We start from the raw sequence: 17,740 nt of genomic DNA on the forward strand, positions 1-17,740 counted from the left end.
GCTGCGCCATGGTCCACAACGCCGATCATCAGCACATCGAGCCCGCACCCCGTTCGGGGCCGGCGCCTGGGGCTGTGGCGCGCACCATGCTCGATGGCTTCAATCGTCATTACTCGCTGTTCCGCTACGGTGCGCAACGCGCCAAATCGCTGTACGAGTCGGGGAACTGGCGCGGTATTCAGCAACTTGCCCAGGAACGCATTGAATACTACGACACCCGTGTACGCGAATGCGCCACGCTGCTCGGTACCGCATTAAAGGGCAGTGACGCCAGCCCTGAAAACGCCTCGGCCCTGAAAGATCTGACTGACGCCCAGACAACATTCTGGCTGGCCGTGAAGTCACATTTCGTGGCGCTGCTGTCCGACCATCGCCAGCCTGAATGTGCCGAAACCTTTTTCAATTCAGTTTCCTGCCGCGTACTGCATCGCGAATACTTCCATAACGATTTCCTGTTCGTACGCCCGGCCGTGTCTACCGAATATCTGGACAGCACCGTGCCGTCGTACAGGGTTTATTACCCGGCAACCGAAGGGCCGCACAAGACGCTGATCAAAATGATTGCCGACTTTGGCCTGGCTGCACCGTTCAATGACTTGCCGGCTGACGCACGCAAGGCGCTGCGGCTGGCCATCCACCAGCTGCGCAGACTGATCTCCAAAGACTCCGGTCGGCGCATTGCACCCGATTGCCAGGTGCACGTACTGAACTCGCTGTTCTTTCGAAACAAGGGGGCTTACGTCGTTGGCCGCCTGATCAACCAGGGCAGCATCTATCCGTTTGCCATTGCGCTGCTGCACACACCGTCAGGCCATACCCGCCTTGATGCCCTGCTGCACACATCCGACGATCTGAGCACTTTGTTCAGCTTTACCCGTGCCTATTTCCTGGTCGACATGGAGGCGCCGGCGGCCTACGTCCACTTCCTGAACACACTGCTGCCACGCAAACCCAAGGCGGAAATCTACACGACGCTAGGGCTGCAAAAACAGGGCAAAACGCTGTTCTATCGCGACTTCCTGCAGCATCTTGCACACTCGCACGACCAGTTCGATATAGCCCCCGGCATCAAGGGCATGGTCATGACGGTATTCACCCTGCCGTCCTACCCTTATGTATTCAAGCTGATCCGTGATCGCATTGCCAAGCCGGGCATGGACCACGCGACCGTCAGGCGCAAGTACCTGCTGGTCAAGAAGCACGACCGCGTCGGGCGCATGGCGGACACCTGGGAATACTCGCAAGTGGCCTTGCCGCGCGAGCGCTTCTCACAAGCCCTGCTGGAAGAACTGCGCAGCCAGGTCCCCAGCCTGCTTGATGAGTCAGGCCCTGATATTGTCTTGCGCCATGTCTACATCGAGCGGCGGATGTCGCCGCTGAACCTGTACCTGGCAAGAGCCTCTGATGCCGTGCTGGAAACCGCCGTCAAGGGCTATGGCGACGCCATACGCGATCTGGTGGCGGCCAATATCTTTCCAGGCGACATGCTGTTCAAGAACTTCGGCGTTACACGTCTTGGCCGGGTCGTATTCTATGATTACGATGAAATTCAACGCATGACTGAAATGAATTTCAGGCGCATCCCGCCGGCGCCATATCCCGAAGCCGAGCTTTCCGGTGAACCCTGGTATCCGGTGGGTGCCAACGATGTATTTCCAGAAGAGTTTTCAATCTTTTTACTGGGTGACCCCCGTGTGCGGGCGGCTTTCATGAAGTACCACGCCGAACTGCTGGACGCAAGCTGGTGGCAGGCATGCCGCCAGCGAGCGGCCAACGGTCGTATCGAAGACATCTTCCCCTACGACAATAGCCGGCGTCTGTCAGGCAGCGGCAACGCACACAACAGCATCCCTTTCAAGACACATCTTTCAGGAGAAAAACATGTCTGATCCTATCGTTATCGTATCGGTTGCCCGGACCCCCATGGGCTCCATGATGGGCAGTCTGTCAGGTCTGGCCGCCCACGAACTGGGCGCGATCGCCATCAAGGCCGCGATCGAACGCGCCGGTGTTGCCGGTGACGCCGTCAGCGAGGTCATCATGGGTAACGTGCTGCAAGCCGGCCAAGGCCAGGCGCCCGCACGCCAGGCCGCCCTGGGCGCAGGCTTGCCGCTGGGCGTAGGTTGCACCACCATACACAAGGTTTGCGGATCGGGCCTGAAGGCGGCCATGTTCGGCCACGACATCCTGCTGGCAGGCAGTGCCGACGTAGTCGTCGCCGGCGGCCAGGAAAGCATGAGCAACGCACCCTACCTGCTGCTGCGCGGTCGTCAGGGCTATCGCTATGGTCACTCCACGGTCTACGATCACATGGCACTGGACGGCCTGGAAGACGCCTACCAGCGCGGCACCGCCATGGGTGTCTTCGCCGAAGACTGCGCCGACAAGTACGCGTTCACCCGCGAGCAACAAGACGAGTTCTCGCTCGAGTCGCTGCGTCGCGCCCGTGCAGCCACCGAAGACGGCAGCTTCAAATGGGAGATCGCTCCGGTCACCATTGCCGGACGCAAGGGCGATACGGTTATCGACAGCGACGAGGCACCGGCCAAGGCCATGCCCGAGAAAATCCCCACGCTCAAGCCTGCCTTCAAGAAAGACGGCACTGTCACCGCCGCCAACGCCTCCTCCATTTCCGACGGCGCCGCCGCCATGGTGCTCATGCGCGAATCCACCGCCAGGAAACTGGGCGCCACCCCCCTGGCGCGTATCGTGGGTCACACTCAACATGCGCAAGAACCCGGCTGGTTTACCACTGCTCCCGTCGGCGCCATCAACAAGCTGCTCGACAAGAACGGCTGGAAAGCCGACGACGTCGACCTGTACGAGATCAACGAAGCCTTTGCCGTCGTCACCATGGCTGCCATGGTCGAACTGAAGCTGTCGCATGAAAAGGTCAATATCCACGGCGGCGCCACCGCATTGGGCCACCCCATCGGTGCCTCCGGCGCCCGTCTGCTGACTACCCTGGTCAGTGCACTGCGCAAAACCAATGGCAAGCGCGGCATCGCGTCGCTGTGCATCGGTGGCGGCGAGGCCGTGGCCCTGGCCGTTGAAATGGTCTAAGTCTTACTTTCAGGAACAGCAATGCCCATAATCGAAACCCGTATCAACGCGCGATCACAAGCATTTGCCGATAACGCACGCGCCATGCAGGAGCAGGTTGACGACCTGCTGGAAAAAATTCGGCAAACCGCCCAGGGCGGCAGTGAGTCAGCCCGCGCCAAGCACCTGGCGCGCGGCAAGTTATTGCCGCGTGATCGCGTCGAACGGTTGCTCGATCCGGGCACTCCTTTCCTTGAGCTGTCTCCCTTGGCGGCCCACAACATGTACGATAACGCTGCCCCCGGCGCCGGCATCATCACCGGCATAGGCCGCGTGGCCGGCGTCGAATGCATGATTGTCTGCAACGATGCGACCGTCAAGGGCGGCACTTACTATCCGCTTACAGTCAAAAAGCACCTGCGTGCCCAGGAAATTGCCCAGCAGAACCGCCTGCCCTGCATTTACCTGGTTGACTCGGGTGGTGCCAACCTGCCCAATCAAGACGAAGTCTTCCCCGACCGCGATCACTTTGGCCGCATCTTTTACAACCAGGCCAACATGTCGGCGCAGGGCATAGGCCAGATCGCCGTGGTCATGGGTTCCTGCACGGCAGGGGGTGCCTACGTGCCCGCCATGAGCGATGAGTCCATCATCGTCAAGAACCAGGGCACGATATTCCTGGGCGGCCCGCCGCTGGTCAAGGCAGCAACCGGCGAAGAAGTCAGCGCCGAAGATCTGGGCGGTGGCGACGTGCACACGCGGCTGTCAGGTGTGGCCGATCACCTGGCCAATAACGACCTGCACGCTCTGGCCCTGGCACGTAATGCCGTGGGTCGGCTCAACCACCACAAACCCGTCCAGCTTCAACGCCGTTCGTATGCCGAGCCGCTATACGACCCGCAGGAACTGAATGGCGTCATACCCAACGATACCCGCAAGCCCTACGACGTACGCGAAGTCATCGCCCGTATTGTCGACGGTTCCGAATTTGAAGAATTCAAAGCCCGTTTCGGCACCACGCTGGTCACCGGCTTTGCCCACATACACGGTATGCCCGTAGGCATCATCGCCAACAACGGCATTCTGTTCTCGGAAGCTGCGCAGAAAGGCACGCACTTCATCGAATTGTGCTGCCAGCGCAAGATTCCACTGGTTTTCCTGCAGAACATCACCGGCTTCATGGTCGGGCGCAAATACGAAAACGAAGGCATAGCCAGGCACGGCGCCAAAATGGTGACCGCGGTATCAACGGCCTCGGTGCCCAAGTTCACCGTCCTGATCGGCGGTTCGTTCGGCGCAGGCAACTACGGCATGTGCGGCCGCGCATTCGGCCCACGCATGTTGTTCCTGTGGCCCAATGCCCGCATATCGGTCATGGGTGGAGAGCAGGCCGCCAGCGTGCTCGCCACCATACGGCGCGACGGCATAGAAGCCAAAGGCGGACTATGGAGCGCCGAGGAAGAGGAAGCCTTCAAGGCGCCGGTGCGCAACCAGTACGAGGTCGAGGGCCATCCCTACTACGCCACCGCGCGTCTGTGGGACGACGGCATCATCATGCCCGCCGACACGCGTCGGGTGCTGGCGCTAAGCCTGTCGGCCGCACTGAATGCCCCAATTGAAGACACGCGTTTCGGCGTGTTCCGCATGTAATACAAGGAGTCATCGTGTTCAACACTTTACTGATAGCCAATCGCGGCGAGATCGCCTGCCGCGTGGCGGCTACCGCCCGCCGCCTGGGCCTGCGCACCGTGGCCGTGTATTCAGATGCCGATGCCAATGCACGCCATGTGGCAGCCTGCGACACCGCCGTGCACATCGGCGGAGCCGAACCGCGTGAAAGCTACCTGCGCGCCCAAGTCATACTGGAAGCCGCCCGCAAGACCGGCGCCCAGGCCGTACACCCGGGCTATGGCTTTCTTTCCGAGAACGAAGCTTTTTCACAAGCCTGCGCCGATGCGGGAATCATCTTCGTAGGCCCGCCCAACAGCGCCATCGCTGCCATGGGCAGCAAATCGGCCGCCAAGACACTGATGGAAAAAGCCGGCGTGCCGCTGGTGCCGGGCTACCATGGCGACAACCAGGATCCGCAATTTCTCCAGTCGCAAGCCGATGCAATAGGCTATCCGGTACTGATCAAGGCCAGCGCCGGTGGCGGCGGAAAAGGCATGCGCATCGTCGAGAACACTGCCGCCTTTGCCGAAGCCCTGGCTTCCTGCAAACGCGAAGCAGCCAGCAGCTTCGGCGACGACAAAGTCCTGATCGAGCGCTATCTGCAAAAGCCCAGGCATATTGAAATACAGGTCTTTGCCGACACACAGGGCAATTGCGTCTATCTGTTTGAACGCGACTGCTCGGTGCAGCGGCGCCATCAGAAAGTGATAGAAGAAGCCCCCGCCCCCGGCATGACCGACGAACGCCGCAAGGCGATGGGCGAAGCCGCCGTCGCGGCAGCGCGCGCGGTCAATTATGTGGGCGCCGGTACCGTCGAATTCATTGCCGAACCCGATGGCCGCTTCTACTTCATGGAAATGAATACACGACTGCAGGTCGAGCATCCGGTGACCGAAATGATTACCGGCCACGATCTGGTCGAATGGCAGTTGCGCATCGCCGCCGGCGAACCCTTGCCCGTGACCCAGGAAGAGCTGGGCATTACCGGACACGCCATCGAGGCGCGCATCTATGCCGAGAATCCCGACAAAGGGTTTCTGCCGTCCATCGGCACGCTGAGCACCCTGGACTTCCCCGCTCACGTGGCCTTTTGCAATGGCGACGTCCGCATAGACGGCGGCGTGCAGGCCGGCGACACCATCACACCGTTCTACGATCCCATGATCGCCAAGCTGATCGTACGGGGCGATGACCGCGAACAGGCGCGCGCGCGCATGGTTCAGGCTCTGGGCGAGATACGCAGTGTGGGCCTGCAAACCAATATCGCCTTCCTGCGCAGGCTGATGCTGGACGACGCGTTTGCGCAGGCAGACCTTGACACCGGCCTGATAGAACGCCGGCACGACAGCCTTTTCCCGCCGGTGCAAGCTGCCAGCGACAGTACGCTGGCGCTGGGCATTGTGGCTATCCTCGCACACCGGGGTTTGCTGCATTCCGTCAGGCGTCAGAACAAGGCCCCCGTCGACCCCTGGGCGCGTGTCGATGGCTGGCGCATCGGTGGCCACTATACCCAGGCCTTTGAACTGCTCGACCAGGACGAGCTGCGGCAGATTTCCATTCAGCGCCGGCACGAGCAATGGCTATTCCAGCACCAGGGCGACCCGGTATCGCTGGAATGGGATGCCCAATTACTGTCACCCGGCCAGTATCGACTGCGCCTGCGACTGGACGGCGCCGACTCCTTTGCCACGGTCGCGGTGCGCGGTGAACAGCTGCATGTGTTCCGCGACGGGGCGGTTCATCTTCTGCAACTGCACGATGCCGTCGAGCACGCGCAGGACGACGGTGACGCCATGGGCGGCGGGCTGACCGCGCCCATGCCGGGCAAGATCATCTCGATTGCCGTGAAGGCGGGCGACACCGTGAAAAGCGGCGACGCCTTGTTGGTGATGGAGGCCATGAAAATGGAACACACCATACTGGCACCGGCCGATGGCACCGTGCAGGAAGTATTCTTCCAGGTAGGCGATCAGGTGACTGATGGTGCCGAGCTGATCGCCATCGGCGAATAAGCACAGCCGGTCGTGAATGACCCCATGATGCAATCATGGGGTCAGATCCACTTCGGTAATCCAGTCGACAAAGGTACTCACAACCTTGGTGCGCGAGCGGGCTTTACGCACACACAGAAAATAGCCCTGCCGTGCCAGGGCTGTCGTCTGGACCGGCTCGATCAGCTCTTGTTTGCGCAAGGCTTCCATGGCCAGACAGCGCGGCACCAGCCCTGCTCCAAGTCCCTGTTTTGCTGCGGCGATAATCATGTCGTATTGACCAAAGCTGGGGCCCAGATGCGCGGTCGTGCCTGGCAGCCTGAACGCCTGAAACCACTGCACCCAGGCATGTGGAACATTGAAGTGCTGCAAAAGCGTAGCGCGGCGAAAGTCGCCCGGACCAGTCAAACACCAGTTTTGGGCATATTCGCGCGTACACACCACCGACTGTTCCTTGCCAATCAGGTAGCGCGACATGGCTCCGGGCCATTCACCTTCACCGAACTGAATCGCCACATCAAGGTGCTCGCTTGCCGCAAAATCATGCGTGTGCTCGTAAGGCGCGAAATGCAGACTTATGGATGGGTGCCTGCGGTAAAAGTCGGCCAGCAAAGGCATCAGTACTTGCGTCGCCAGCGTGGGTGGAACCGAAATCGTTATATTCTGCTTCTGGCCTCTGCCCGAGGCCAGGTGGTTGCTTGCATCCACCAGTATCCTGAGTGATGTCTGCGCATGCTCAAGAAAGAACACGCCTGCCTCGGTGAGAATCAACCGGTTGCTCTGGCGCAGGAACAAAGGTGTACCCAAATAAGTTTCCAGGTTGGCTACCTGTCGGCTCACCGCGCCCTGCGTGACAAATAGCTCACTAGCCGCCTTGGTGAAGCTGGCATGGCGGGCAGAGGCCTCAAACGCCTGCAGCTCAGTAATGGAAGGGCATATTTTTTTCATTCTTGCAGTTCGTTGTTCGCTGGTCGTTATTCCAAAAACTCATGCTTACATCAGTATTTTTGGTTTGCGCTGGACGCAAGGCTTTCCTATGCTGACCGGGCCAAGCTGAATACCATCAATTATTGGCCACACGGAGACTTACAAAGAAATGGAAATGCCGGAAGCTACAACCATCGCATTCAAACATTGCACAATTCTGCACCCTGAAACGGGCAGTCTTGAGGCCGGTAAATGCATAGTGGTCGAGAACGGCCGCATCTCGGCCATCGCAGATGATAGCGCAGCGCCGGAAAAAGCCATAGATGCCAAAGGCCTTACCGTGATGCCCGGCATGATCGACTGCCATGTACACGTCATTGCCTCCGACATGGACCTTGGGCGCAATGCCTTGCTCCCCAATGTGCTGGCAAGCTTTCGATCCATTCCCATTCTCCGCCGCATGATTGAACGGGGATTCACCACAGTACGTGACGCCGGCGGTGCAGATTACTCCCTGGCCCAGGCAACCGAAACCGGACTGATCACCGGACCGCGTATTTTCCCGTCTGGCCGCGCCCTGTCTCAAACAGGCGGCCACGGAGACTTCCGCGCGCGCAACGACATCATCGAACCGTGCGCCTGCTCGCAGAAGGTGGGCGCAATTGCCCGCGTGGTCGACGGCGTCGATAACGTAAGGCGGGCAGTACGCGAAGAGATTCAAAAAGGCGCCACACAGATCAAGATCATGGCGTCGGGTGGCGTTGCATCGCCCAATGATCCGATTCATTTTCTGGGATATTCCGAAGATGAAATCATTGCGATTGTTGAAGAAGCCAGCAACGCCGGCACTTATGTCATGGCTCACGCCTATACGCCCCAGGCTATCCAGCGCGCGATCAAATGCGGCGTGCGCACCATCGAGCACGGCAACCTGCTCGACGAAGCCACGGCAAGAATCATGGTGGAACACGGAGCATTCCTGGTGCCAACAACGGTCACCTACGATGCGCTGTTCAACGACGGTCCTCGCTTCGGCTTCCCGCCGGCGCTCATGCCCAAGATCGAAGCGGTACGTTCCGCAGGCATCCGGGCATTAAGCATCGCGCATGAAGCCGGTGTGGAAATGGCCTTCGGATCCGATCTTCTGGGCAAGACTCATGATCAGCAAGCCAACGAATTCAAGATTCGCGCAGACATTCTGGGCAATCTCGAAGCCATCCGTTCGGCCACCACCGTCGCTGCCAAAGTATTGCAGCGTGAACAGGAACTGGGGGTAGTGAAAGAAGGTGCCTACGCCGATCTCTTGTTCATCGACGGCAATCCGCTGGATGACATCAGCGTCTTGCTGAATCAAGGCAGCAAATTAAAAGCCATCATGAAAAATGGGGAATGGGTCAAGAACGAGCTTGAAAACCAACCCGCCCAGGATAGCGCCACCAGGGCGTAGCGCATCAATGCCGCACCGGCAGTATGCAACAGGGCAGTACCTCAATACCTAACAGGAGAAGACAAACATGAAAAAGAATCATCGCAAGATGCTGAAGGCCGCCTCTGTCCTGGCCGCAGCCATGGCTCTGCCTATGGGTGCACAGGCTCAGGCCAGCAACGAGTTTCTGGTTGGCGCCATGGCGCCTGTCACCGGTGCAGGCGCACCTTACGGCGGCAACATGCTTCAAGCCATGGAAATCGCCGCCAAGGAAGTGAACGACGCCGGCGGCATGGCCGGTCGCACGCTGCGCCTCGTTTCCGAAGACTCCCAGACACAACCCCAGGCAGCCGTCCTGGCGGCCAAGAAGCTGATCGAAATCAACAAGGTCCAGGCCATACTTGGCACCTGGGCCTCGGGCGTCAGCCTGGCCGTTCTGCCCCTGACTGATGCCGCCAACATCATCGAAATGAACGTTTCGGGTGCGCCTGCCATCTCTGAAATAGACAAGAAGGATCTGGTGTGGCGTTTTCAGGCAACCAACGATCGCTTCGGACGCGCGTTTGCCGCCATCGCTGAAAAGAATGGCTATAAGCGCCCCGCCACCATGGCCTTCAACAACGCATCAGGCCGCGGCAACACCGACGGCTTCATCAAGGCCTGGGAAGCAAAGGGCGGCAAAGTTCTGGCCAACGTCGTGTACGAGCCCAACCGCACCAGCTATCGTTCCGAACTGCAGCAGGTTCTGGCCACCAACCCCGACGTAATCGTCATGGGATCGTATCTGCCCGATACCACCATCATTTTGCGCGAGTGGTATCAATCGGGCGCGGATAATGCCTGGATCATTCCCGGCTGGGCCGCCAACCCCAAACTGGTGGAAGCGCTTGGCGCCGAAGCAACCAACGGCATTATCTCCGTTGACACCGTTTCCAACACCGATGCCGACAGCTACAAGGATCTGAGCGACCGCTATCGTAAGGCGACCAACACCGAGCTTGCCGACAACGTCTACGCAGCCATGACCTACGACATGGTGATCAGCCTGGCATTGGCCGCCCACAAGGCCGGCCCCGACGCCACGTCACAACAGATCAGCGATCAGATCCGTTCCGTGTCCAACCCCGACGGAGAGAAAGTCTATTCCTACGCAACAGGAAAGAAACTGCTCGATGAAGGCAAGGAAATCGATTATGAAGGCGCATCCAGCCGCCTGAACTTCGATGAATACGGTGATTCCAATCCTGACTTCGGTGTTTACGTCATCAAGGAAGGGAAGTTCGAACGCGTCGACACGATTTCGCTCGATAAGTAAAAACAGGCGTTTACCTTATGTCCGGCACCTTCTTCATCAACCTGCTCATCAATGGCCTTATCGAGGGCATGATTATTGCCCTGCCTGCGCTGGCATTGACACTGGTGCTGGACATCAGCAAATTTCCGAACGTCGCGGTCGGCGACACCATGACGGTCGGCGCATACGCGGCACTTGCGTTTCAAACCGTAGGCGTCCCGTATTTCGTGCTTTCCGTCGGTGGTGCAATGGTGGTGTGCATGCTGTTAAGCCTGGCCACCTATCATTTTGTCTTCCGCAAGCTGGCGCGCGGCCGCATGGTCGTCAGTCTGCTGGCATCGGTAGGCCTGGCCTTCATGATGCGCAGCGTGCTGCAGCTTAGCGTCAGCAGCCAGCCGCAAACCTACGACTTCCCTCTGGTGCGCGCATGGAATTTCAACGGTATCCGCATCCTTCCGTCCGACCTGTGGGCCTTGCTGACCACTATCGTCACCCTTTTGATCGTTTTTGGCATATTCCGGTATACCGACCTTGGCAGACGACTGAGGGCAATCGCCGATAATCCGGAGCTTGCCCGGGCCAGTGCCATTCGGTCCAGAACCCTGATCTGGTTTCTATGGTGCCTGTTCGGAGCCCTTTCCGCACTGGGCGGTGTGCTGATTGCGTCCAAGAGCGTTCTTTTGCCCGAATTCGGCTGGGAATTCATCATTCCGGCTTTCTCGGCCGTTATCCTGGGCGGCATAGGCAATCCCGTGGGCGCCGTACTGGGCGCGGTGATCATGGGCATCGCACAAGAACTGTCCATCGCATTTGTTGGCCCTTCATACAAAATCGTCATCGCATTCGCCGTACTGATCATCGTGCTGCTGATCAGACCCGCAGGCTTGTTGGGTATGGCTGAGAAGGCCCGCTGAGGAAAGGGTAACCATGGAAGCTTATCTCATATCCATCTGCATCATTGGTGCCATTTATGCCCTGCTGGCCATAGGCCTGAACATCCAGTACGGCGAGACCGGCCTGATCAATTTCGGTCATGTTGCCTATTTCGCCATTGGTGCTTACGCCTCTGCCATTTTGTCGGCCAAAGGCGTCCCCGTGCCCCTTGCCATCGTCGTGGCCGGACTGGTTGCCGCAGTCGGCGCCGTGCCCATAGGCATGGCGGCGCTACGGCTAAAAGAAGACTACTTTGCCATCGTCACATTGGGCTTTGCAGAAGCCGTCCGAATCTTCGTTCAGCAAGAAGACTGGCTCACCAATGGCGTGCAAGGCATTTCGTCCATCAGTCCGCTGGTTCCTGCTGCCGCAGGGGCTGCGCAAAATATCATCTTCGCCGCGGTGACCGTAGGCGTCGTGCTGCTGGCCATGCTTGCGGTATATCTGCTGCAGAACAGTACGTTCGGACGGATACTGCGCGCGATCCGCGACAATGAAGTCGCCGTTATCGCACTGGGCAAGAACACCGCGGGCTTCAAGATCAAGGTGCTGATGTTCGGCTCCTTCCTGGCCGGTCTGGCGGGCGCGTTCTATGCCCATTTCATCAGTTTCATATCACCCGAACAATTTATCGCCCTGGTTACCTTCTATGTCTGGATGTCCATTATCCTGGGCGGTGTGGGCACCATGAAAGGCTCGCTGCTGGGAAGCCTTGCATTAGTGATCCTGCTGGAAGGCTCGCGTTTCATTGGAGACTTCCTGCCAGGCATTTCAGACGTACAGATGGCCCATGTGCGCTTGGGCATCATCGGCCTCGTCCTCGTGCTGTTCAGCCTATACCGTCCCCAGGGAATTTTCGGAAAAACGGACTAAGGACGCCAGATGCTTAAAGTCAACAACGTCTCGGTCAAATACGGTGTCTTCACCGCTGTCGACAATGCCTGCCTGACGATCGCCAAAGGCGAAACCATCGGCCTTGCAGGAACGAACGGAGCAGGCAAATCAACCTTGTTTGCAGCCATTGCCGGCCAGCTCACCGCCACCAGCGGCAACATTACATTCAAAGGCAAAGAATTACTGGGTCTGCCCGCCTACAAAAGGGCGGAACAAGGCCTGTGCCGGAGCTTTCAGGTACCGCGCGAGTTCGGCAAGCTCACGGTACTCGAGAACCTCCTGGTTGCCGCACGCGACTCTCATCAAGAGAACATGCTGACAGCCTGGCTGGGCCGGCGCTCAATGCACCAGAAAACAGCCCGTCGCACTGAACAGGCCGATGCCATTTTGCACACACTGGGCATTCATCATGTGCGCGATCTGGCGGCGGCACAACTGTCGGGCGGCCAGAAGAAACTGCTGGAATTGGCACGCATACTGATGCAGGAGCCGGAGCTCATTCTTCTGGATGAGCCTTTCGCCGGCGTGAACCCGGTGCGCATAGGCGAGATGATGGATATCTTCAGGCGGCTGAAGGAACAGGGTTTTGCCCTGCTGATCGTCGAACATCATTTGCAGGCGCTGAAAGAACTTTCCTCGAGAATGTACGTAATGGATCAAGGCCGGATGATCGCCGAAGGCGCACCAGCCGACGTGCTGAGCTCTCCAACGGTACAGGAAGCCTACATGGGGGGCGTAATATGAACCAAGTACTCGCAACCACTGCGCTCGCGGGCGGATACACGGATGTCAACATCATTCATGATATCAATCTGCATGTGAATCCCGAAGAAATCGTGACCATCGCGGGCACCAACGGCGCAGGCAAATCGACTTTTCTGAAAGCCTTGCTGGGACTGCTTCCCCGCACCGAAGGCACGGTGCACCTGTATGGTCAGGACATATCCGGGCTCTCTACCGAGTCAAGGATAGAACTGGGCCTGGCCTACGTGCCGCAAGTCACCAACGTATTTCGCAGCCTGACTGTCATGGAAAACCTGCAGGTTGCCGACCGCAAGGTCTCGCGGCACCAGATCGACGAAATGCTGGCAGTCTTTCCGGCGCTCGGCACCCGCCTGTCACAAAGAGCCGGCACGTTGTCGGGCGGCGAACGCCAACAGCTTGCCTTTGCCCGCGCCCTGATCCGCGCTCCCAAGATTATCGTTCTTGACGAGCCCACAGCCGCTCTGGCGCCCGGGCTTGTCCAATCGATCTTCGACGTCATTGGCAAGCTGAAAGCCTTGAAAGTCGCCGTTCTGATGGTAGAACAGCGAGCCAGACAAGCTCTGGAAATCAGCGATCGCGGCTATATTCTGGACCAGGGCAAGGTTGTGCTTTCGGGCAACGCACGAGAGCTGCTCGACAACCCCGAAATGACCGAGCTGTACCTGGGCACTCAGGCCCATACCTGATGCAATACCACAAACCCTTGGCATAATTGCGCACCAGCACTGCCAAGTTGCCCGACACCGGAATTCAGCGTACAGTCGAGATTAACTTTACCGGTTTACCTTTGATTTACTGGATTTCACATACAACTCGGCAACCGGAATCGCGCACCTATGTTCGACATATTGGTTTATTTATTCGAAAACTACTACACGCCCCAGGCGTGTCCCGAAGCTGATGTCCTGGCACACAAGCTCGCTGCGGTAGGTTTCGAGCACGAAGACATCAACGACGCCCTGGGCTGGCTGCATGGGCTGGCCCAAACCACTGAAGAATGCGGCAAGCTCGCCCAAACCCAGTTGGGCAACAGCAAGCGCATTTTCACCGAATACGAATACCAGAGCCTGGGCACCGAAGCCATAGGCTTCATTACCTTCCTCGACAACTCCGGTGTACTGCCGCCCGCCCTGCGCGAGATCCTCATCGAGCGGGCTCAGGCTACCGGCGAAACCCCCATTTCCCTGGCCAAGATCAAGATCATTGCACTCATGGTGCTCTGGAGCCAGGAAGCCGAGGTCGATCACCTGGTATTCGAAGAGCTGCTGGCCGACGACCAGACCCGCCTGTCTCATTAGGAACGGATGGCGTCCTCAGTACCCGTCGGCGGCCAGTCCGACTACCGCGGGCGTTTTGCGCCCAGCCCCAGCGGCCCCCTGCACAATGGCTCGCTTATTGCCGCCATGGCCAGCTTCCTGGACGCCAGGGCTCATCATGGTCGCTGGCTGCTGCGCATCGAAGACATAGACATGCCGCGGGTGGTACCCGGCGCCGACCGGGCCATCATGCATCAATTGCATGCCATGGGCATGCACTGGGACGAAGAACCCGTCTGGCAGTCACAACGCCTGCATTTGTATCAAGCCGCCTTCGACAAGCTGGCCCTGGCGGGCGATGTGTACGGATGCGCCTGTACACGCCAGGAGCTGCCCCCGGACGGCCCTTACCCTGGCACCTGCCGTCATGGTCTGCCCGAAGGCCGTCAGGCCCGTGCGTGGCGTTTTCGTGCGTCACAGGGGGTGGACCACTTTATTGATCGCTGGCATGGGCCACAACAGCAGGACGTCTCTGCTCATGTGGGCGATTTCATCATCAAGCGTGCCGACGGACTGTGGGCCTACCAGCTGGTGGTTGTGGTGGATGATGGCGCGCAGGGCATCACCCATATAGTGCGAGGCACCGATCTGCTGGATTCAACCGCCCGGCAGCGCATGCTGGCCCGGCATCTAGGCCTGGAGTATCCCTCTGTAATGCATGTACCGCTGCTGCTCGACGATGCCGGCCGCAAGCTCTCCAAGCAGAATCACGCCGCCGCCATGGATATCAACCGCCCTCTGGACACCTTGAATCAGGCCTGGCAGGCACTGGGTTTCGAGGCGCTGGCAGCCCAGGACATCGACACATTCTGGACGATGGCGCTGGAACGCTGGGCCAATCGTTACGGCCAGCGCCAGCCAGACCCTGTCGGCTGAGCGGCAGCATCAGGGCAATGGTCGCTGTTGCTCATCGAGCAACCTGACCAGCAGGCCTTCTCCTTTGGCATTGACACGAAACTCACCAAAGCGTGCCTGCTCATAACGCCCGGCCTGCCCCTCCGGGAAGAACCAGGCATCGGTGACGATACGCAGTCCCCGGTCACGCATGCGGAACTCCAGCAAGGCCATCGCGCCGTCACCCGTGGTGGCAGCCACTTCATCTGCCGGCGGCAAATCTTTCAGCACCGCCTGAACGTGGTGTCCGGACTGAGCATCAGCCTTCAAGGCCAGCCACCCGCCCCGTTGCCGCTCGATGGACTGCGCCAGGGGCTCAGGCGCCTGCGCCAGCCATTGCCGGGTTTCCTGCTCCGCCGCAAACCGCAAGGCCATGTAGTCACCCTGCATCAATGAGCGCGGATCGACCGGGGCAAGTGCCAGGACCACCGTTTGTCCATGCCGAAGAATCTGCTCTCGCTGGTAAATGCCGGTGTTGGCGAACAGGAGTACCAACGCCAGGCCCGACCACCAGGCCACAGCCGGCCGGAACCCGCGTCCGGGCGCATCGACAGACTCCCTAGCCCCGGGCTGCGCCGGATTGGTGGCGTGCGCGCGCAAGACCAGCCACGACAGCAGCATCCAGCCTCCGGTCAGCCCCAGCACCAGGGATTTTTGCAGCAGCGAGGCATCCATCTGATAATAGAATCGACCCAGGTATGCCAGTAGCGCCAGCACTGCGAATACCACCAGACCGCGCTGTCGCAAGGCATGGCCCAGCACCAGCCACAGCAGAGCCATGGAAACGCCAGGCGCCCCCATCCAGCCCAGGCTGGCCAGGCCCAGAACCAGCGGCGCAGCCAGCTTCAGGCCGGGCACCACGCTGTCCTCGCGCCACAGCAAGGCGGCCAGCGCCAAAACGGGCAGCAAGGCACAAGCAACCCAGATCAGCAGTAAACCAGGCAATTGTTGCGCCACCTCGCCCATGCCCAGAATCGTTGCTGCGGGCGTCAACCAGGCGCCGGCCTGGGTCATGCACACCAGCGCCCAGGCCAGCGGCAGCCAGAAATTTCTGCTGCGGGCGTTATGGCTCAATGCCAGGGTCAGCACGGCCGCGACAGCCAGCCACCACAAACGTAAATAAGCCGGAAAATACACCCAAAGTTCAGCACCGGCAGATACAGGGTCAAGCAAATCCAGCGGCAAGGTGTCCGGATCACCGGGCCAAGTCAGGATATAAAGCAGGAGCAGCACGAACAGCGCACAAAGAAAACGCAGGGCACCGCCGGCTGCCAGGCCATAGACCAGCACACCCAGCAGCAGAATGCCGGCGGCCCGCAGCATGGCATCGGGTTCCTCGAGGGCAAACAGCCCCGCACCTGTCATGAACACACCCGCCAGCGTCAAGGTAGTGCCAAACTCGCGGACCACACTTCCCTTGCCCCGCAAGACCAGCAGACCCGTGCCGCAGACCACCAGGCCAGTCATCCAGATTTGCTCGAACTCGAGCTCGAAAGACACGAACAAAAAAGCAATGACCAGCACAGCGGCCAGCCCCATGACAGCCAATCGAAGCAGACTCAGATACCACGGGTCAAGCGTAACCGCCCCCTTTTCGGCATCGTTTCCGGCAACTGGATCGGACTTGGGTCGGGCGGCAACGATCAGCCTGCTCAAATGCCGCAATGCCAACCCCGCCAGCACGACCAGCACCAGGATGAGCACCAGCAGTCCGCCCTCGGACTCAAGCTGGCTGCCCAGCAGCATCGCCGCCAGGAAATAGCCGGTTGCTACGGCCAGGCAGGCCATGGCGGGATCCGGGCGCCATGAGGTGTAAATACCATACATCAGGGCGCAGGCCGCCAAACCGATCAAGGCCGCAAGCACCGGCCCGCTGTGCGCGTCGAACCCGGCAAAGGCCGCCACGATCAGCCAGCCGGCCAGCGCACTGGCCAATGCGCGCGGACCTATCCGCCAGGTATCGTCAAACCTGGGCTGCGCCCACTCCCACAAGCCAAGCAGGGCCGCGTTCATCAAGGCCAGCAACAAACTTGCCGTCATCCAGTCCAGCGAGATATTGAACAGAAAATGCCCACCGAACACATCCAGATACAGGGCAGCGGCAAGATTGAGCAGCAACCCGCACAACACCCCCATGAATATAGTGCGTACCAGTACGAGCCAGGGCAGCAACAATACCGCCCAAAACAGGAACAATTGCCAGGGGTCGGCCCCAGTCTGATATATTTGGCCCACGAGGGCCAGCAGACCGCCCACCGTCACGCTGGCCAGAGCCGCCAGAATGCCATAGGTGGAAAAGTCTCGGCCGGCGGCGGGCTCAGGCCTGCCCGTGGCCCGCCATGCCAGAGCAACCAGCAGTACCAGCAGAATCTGCACGCCCGCGAGTTTCTGCAGGGCAGTGGCTTGCTCCCAATTGGCGGCCAGCCAGGAAATACCAGCGCTGGCAAGCAGCACGCCAGCCAGACCGGCTGCTGTTTTCCTTAGAAATTCAGGCCATGAAAACTTTCGGCTTAAATGGTTAATATGGCCCTCGACTTGCATAGTGCGTTTCTCACCTCGTATTATCCGCGCTATTGCTGCTGAAATG

14 protein-coding genes are annotated in these 17,740 nt (G+C 59.5%); 12 read left to right on the plus strand and 2 right to left on the minus strand.

All coding sequences use genetic code 11. The features are described 5' to 3' along the window. Window positions 1-8: 8 nt before the first annotated feature. Genes aceK through LKR43_RS08130 form a run of 4 tightly spaced genes read left to right on the plus strand, consistent with a single transcriptional unit; the run spans window position 9 to window position 6,725 of the window. Complete coding sequence (gene aceK / locus LKR43_RS08115) at window positions 9-1,889, plus strand: bifunctional isocitrate dehydrogenase kinase/phosphatase (RefSeq protein WP_227683539.1); 1,881 nt, start codon at window positions 9-11, stop codon at window positions 1,887-1,889. After that, a complete protein-coding gene (locus LKR43_RS08120; RefSeq protein ID WP_227683540.1) occupies window positions 1,882-3,063 on the plus strand; it encodes an acetyl-CoA C-acyltransferase in 1,182 nt (393 codons plus the stop codon). Before aceK ends, LKR43_RS08120 begins: the two co-directional genes overlap by 8 nt. A 21-nt stretch (window positions 3,064-3,084) precedes the next feature. Continuing rightward, window positions 3,085-4,692, plus strand: coding sequence for a carboxyl transferase domain-containing protein (locus LKR43_RS08125; RefSeq protein WP_227683541.1), 1,608 nt, complete (start codon window positions 3,085-3,087; stop codon window positions 4,690-4,692). Between the two features lie 14 nt (window positions 4,693-4,706). Further along, a complete protein-coding gene (locus LKR43_RS08130) occupies window positions 4,707-6,725 on the plus strand; it encodes an acetyl/propionyl/methylcrotonyl-CoA carboxylase subunit alpha (protein ID WP_227683542.1) in 2,019 nt (672 codons plus the stop codon). 33 nt (window positions 6,726-6,758) lie between these two features. Here LKR43_RS08130 and LKR43_RS08135 read toward each other — a convergent pair whose 3' ends face one another. Further along, window positions 6,759-7,652 (minus strand): LysR substrate-binding domain-containing protein, encoded by an 894-nt coding sequence (locus tag LKR43_RS08135; protein WP_227683543.1) that lies wholly within the window; start codon window positions 7,650-7,652, stop codon window positions 6,759-6,761. A gap of 154 nt (window positions 7,653-7,806) precedes the next feature. Between LKR43_RS08135 and LKR43_RS08140 the strand changes: the two genes are divergently transcribed. The 8 genes from LKR43_RS08140 to gluQRS all read left to right on the plus strand — a co-directional run bounded on the left by LKR43_RS08140 (window position 7,807) and on the right by gluQRS (window position 15,135). After that, entirely contained in the window at window positions 7,807-9,078 is a 1,272-nt protein-coding gene (locus LKR43_RS08140) for an amidohydrolase family protein (protein ID WP_227683544.1), read from the plus strand. A gap of 67 nt (window positions 9,079-9,145) precedes the next feature. Beyond that, window positions 9,146-10,372 (plus strand): ABC transporter substrate-binding protein, encoded by a 1,227-nt coding sequence (locus LKR43_RS08145; protein ID WP_227683545.1) that lies wholly within the window; start codon window positions 9,146-9,148, stop codon window positions 10,370-10,372. A 17-nt stretch (window positions 10,373-10,389) separates the two neighbouring features. Then, complete coding sequence (locus LKR43_RS08150) at window positions 10,390-11,265, plus strand: branched-chain amino acid ABC transporter permease (protein ID WP_227683546.1); 876 nt, start codon at window positions 10,390-10,392, stop codon at window positions 11,263-11,265. A 13-nt stretch (window positions 11,266-11,278) separates the two neighbouring features. Then, window positions 11,279-12,157, plus strand: a complete 879-nt coding sequence (locus LKR43_RS08155) for a branched-chain amino acid ABC transporter permease (RefSeq protein WP_227683547.1) — start codon at window positions 11,279-11,281, stop codon at window positions 12,155-12,157. Between the two features lie 9 nt (window positions 12,158-12,166). Beyond that, a complete protein-coding gene (locus LKR43_RS08160) occupies window positions 12,167-12,922 on the plus strand; it encodes an ABC transporter ATP-binding protein (RefSeq protein WP_227683548.1) in 756 nt (251 codons plus the stop codon). Continuing rightward, window positions 12,919-13,629: an ABC transporter ATP-binding protein gene (locus LKR43_RS08165; protein ID WP_227683549.1), complete on the plus strand. Its 711-nt coding sequence runs from the start codon at window positions 12,919-12,921 to the stop codon at window positions 13,627-13,629. Before LKR43_RS08160 ends, LKR43_RS08165 begins: the two co-directional genes overlap by 4 nt. Window positions 13,630-13,779: 150 nt before the next feature. Then, window positions 13,780-14,241 carry a DUF494 family protein gene (locus LKR43_RS08170; protein WP_227683550.1) on the plus strand — a complete coding sequence of 154 codons (462 nt, stop codon included), beginning with the start codon at window positions 13,780-13,782 and terminating at the stop codon, window positions 14,239-14,241. Window positions 14,242-14,247: 6 nt separating this feature from the next. Next, window positions 14,248-15,135, plus strand: a complete 888-nt coding sequence (gene gluQRS / locus LKR43_RS08175) for a tRNA glutamyl-Q(34) synthetase GluQRS (RefSeq protein ID WP_227683551.1) — start codon at window positions 14,248-14,250, stop codon at window positions 15,133-15,135. A gap of 9 nt (window positions 15,136-15,144) precedes the next feature. On the opposite strand, the gene LKR43_RS08180 is transcribed toward gluQRS, so the two are convergent. Further along, a complete protein-coding gene (locus LKR43_RS08180) occupies window positions 15,145-17,694 on the minus strand; it encodes a GDYXXLXY domain-containing protein (RefSeq protein ID WP_227683552.1) in 2,550 nt (849 codons plus the stop codon). Between the last annotated feature and the right edge of the window lie 46 nt (window positions 17,695-17,740).

It is taken from the genome of Pusillimonas sp. MFBS29 (assembly GCF_020687695.1).
Classification (GTDB): domain Bacteria; phylum Pseudomonadota; class Gammaproteobacteria; order Burkholderiales; family Burkholderiaceae_B; genus Pusillimonas_C.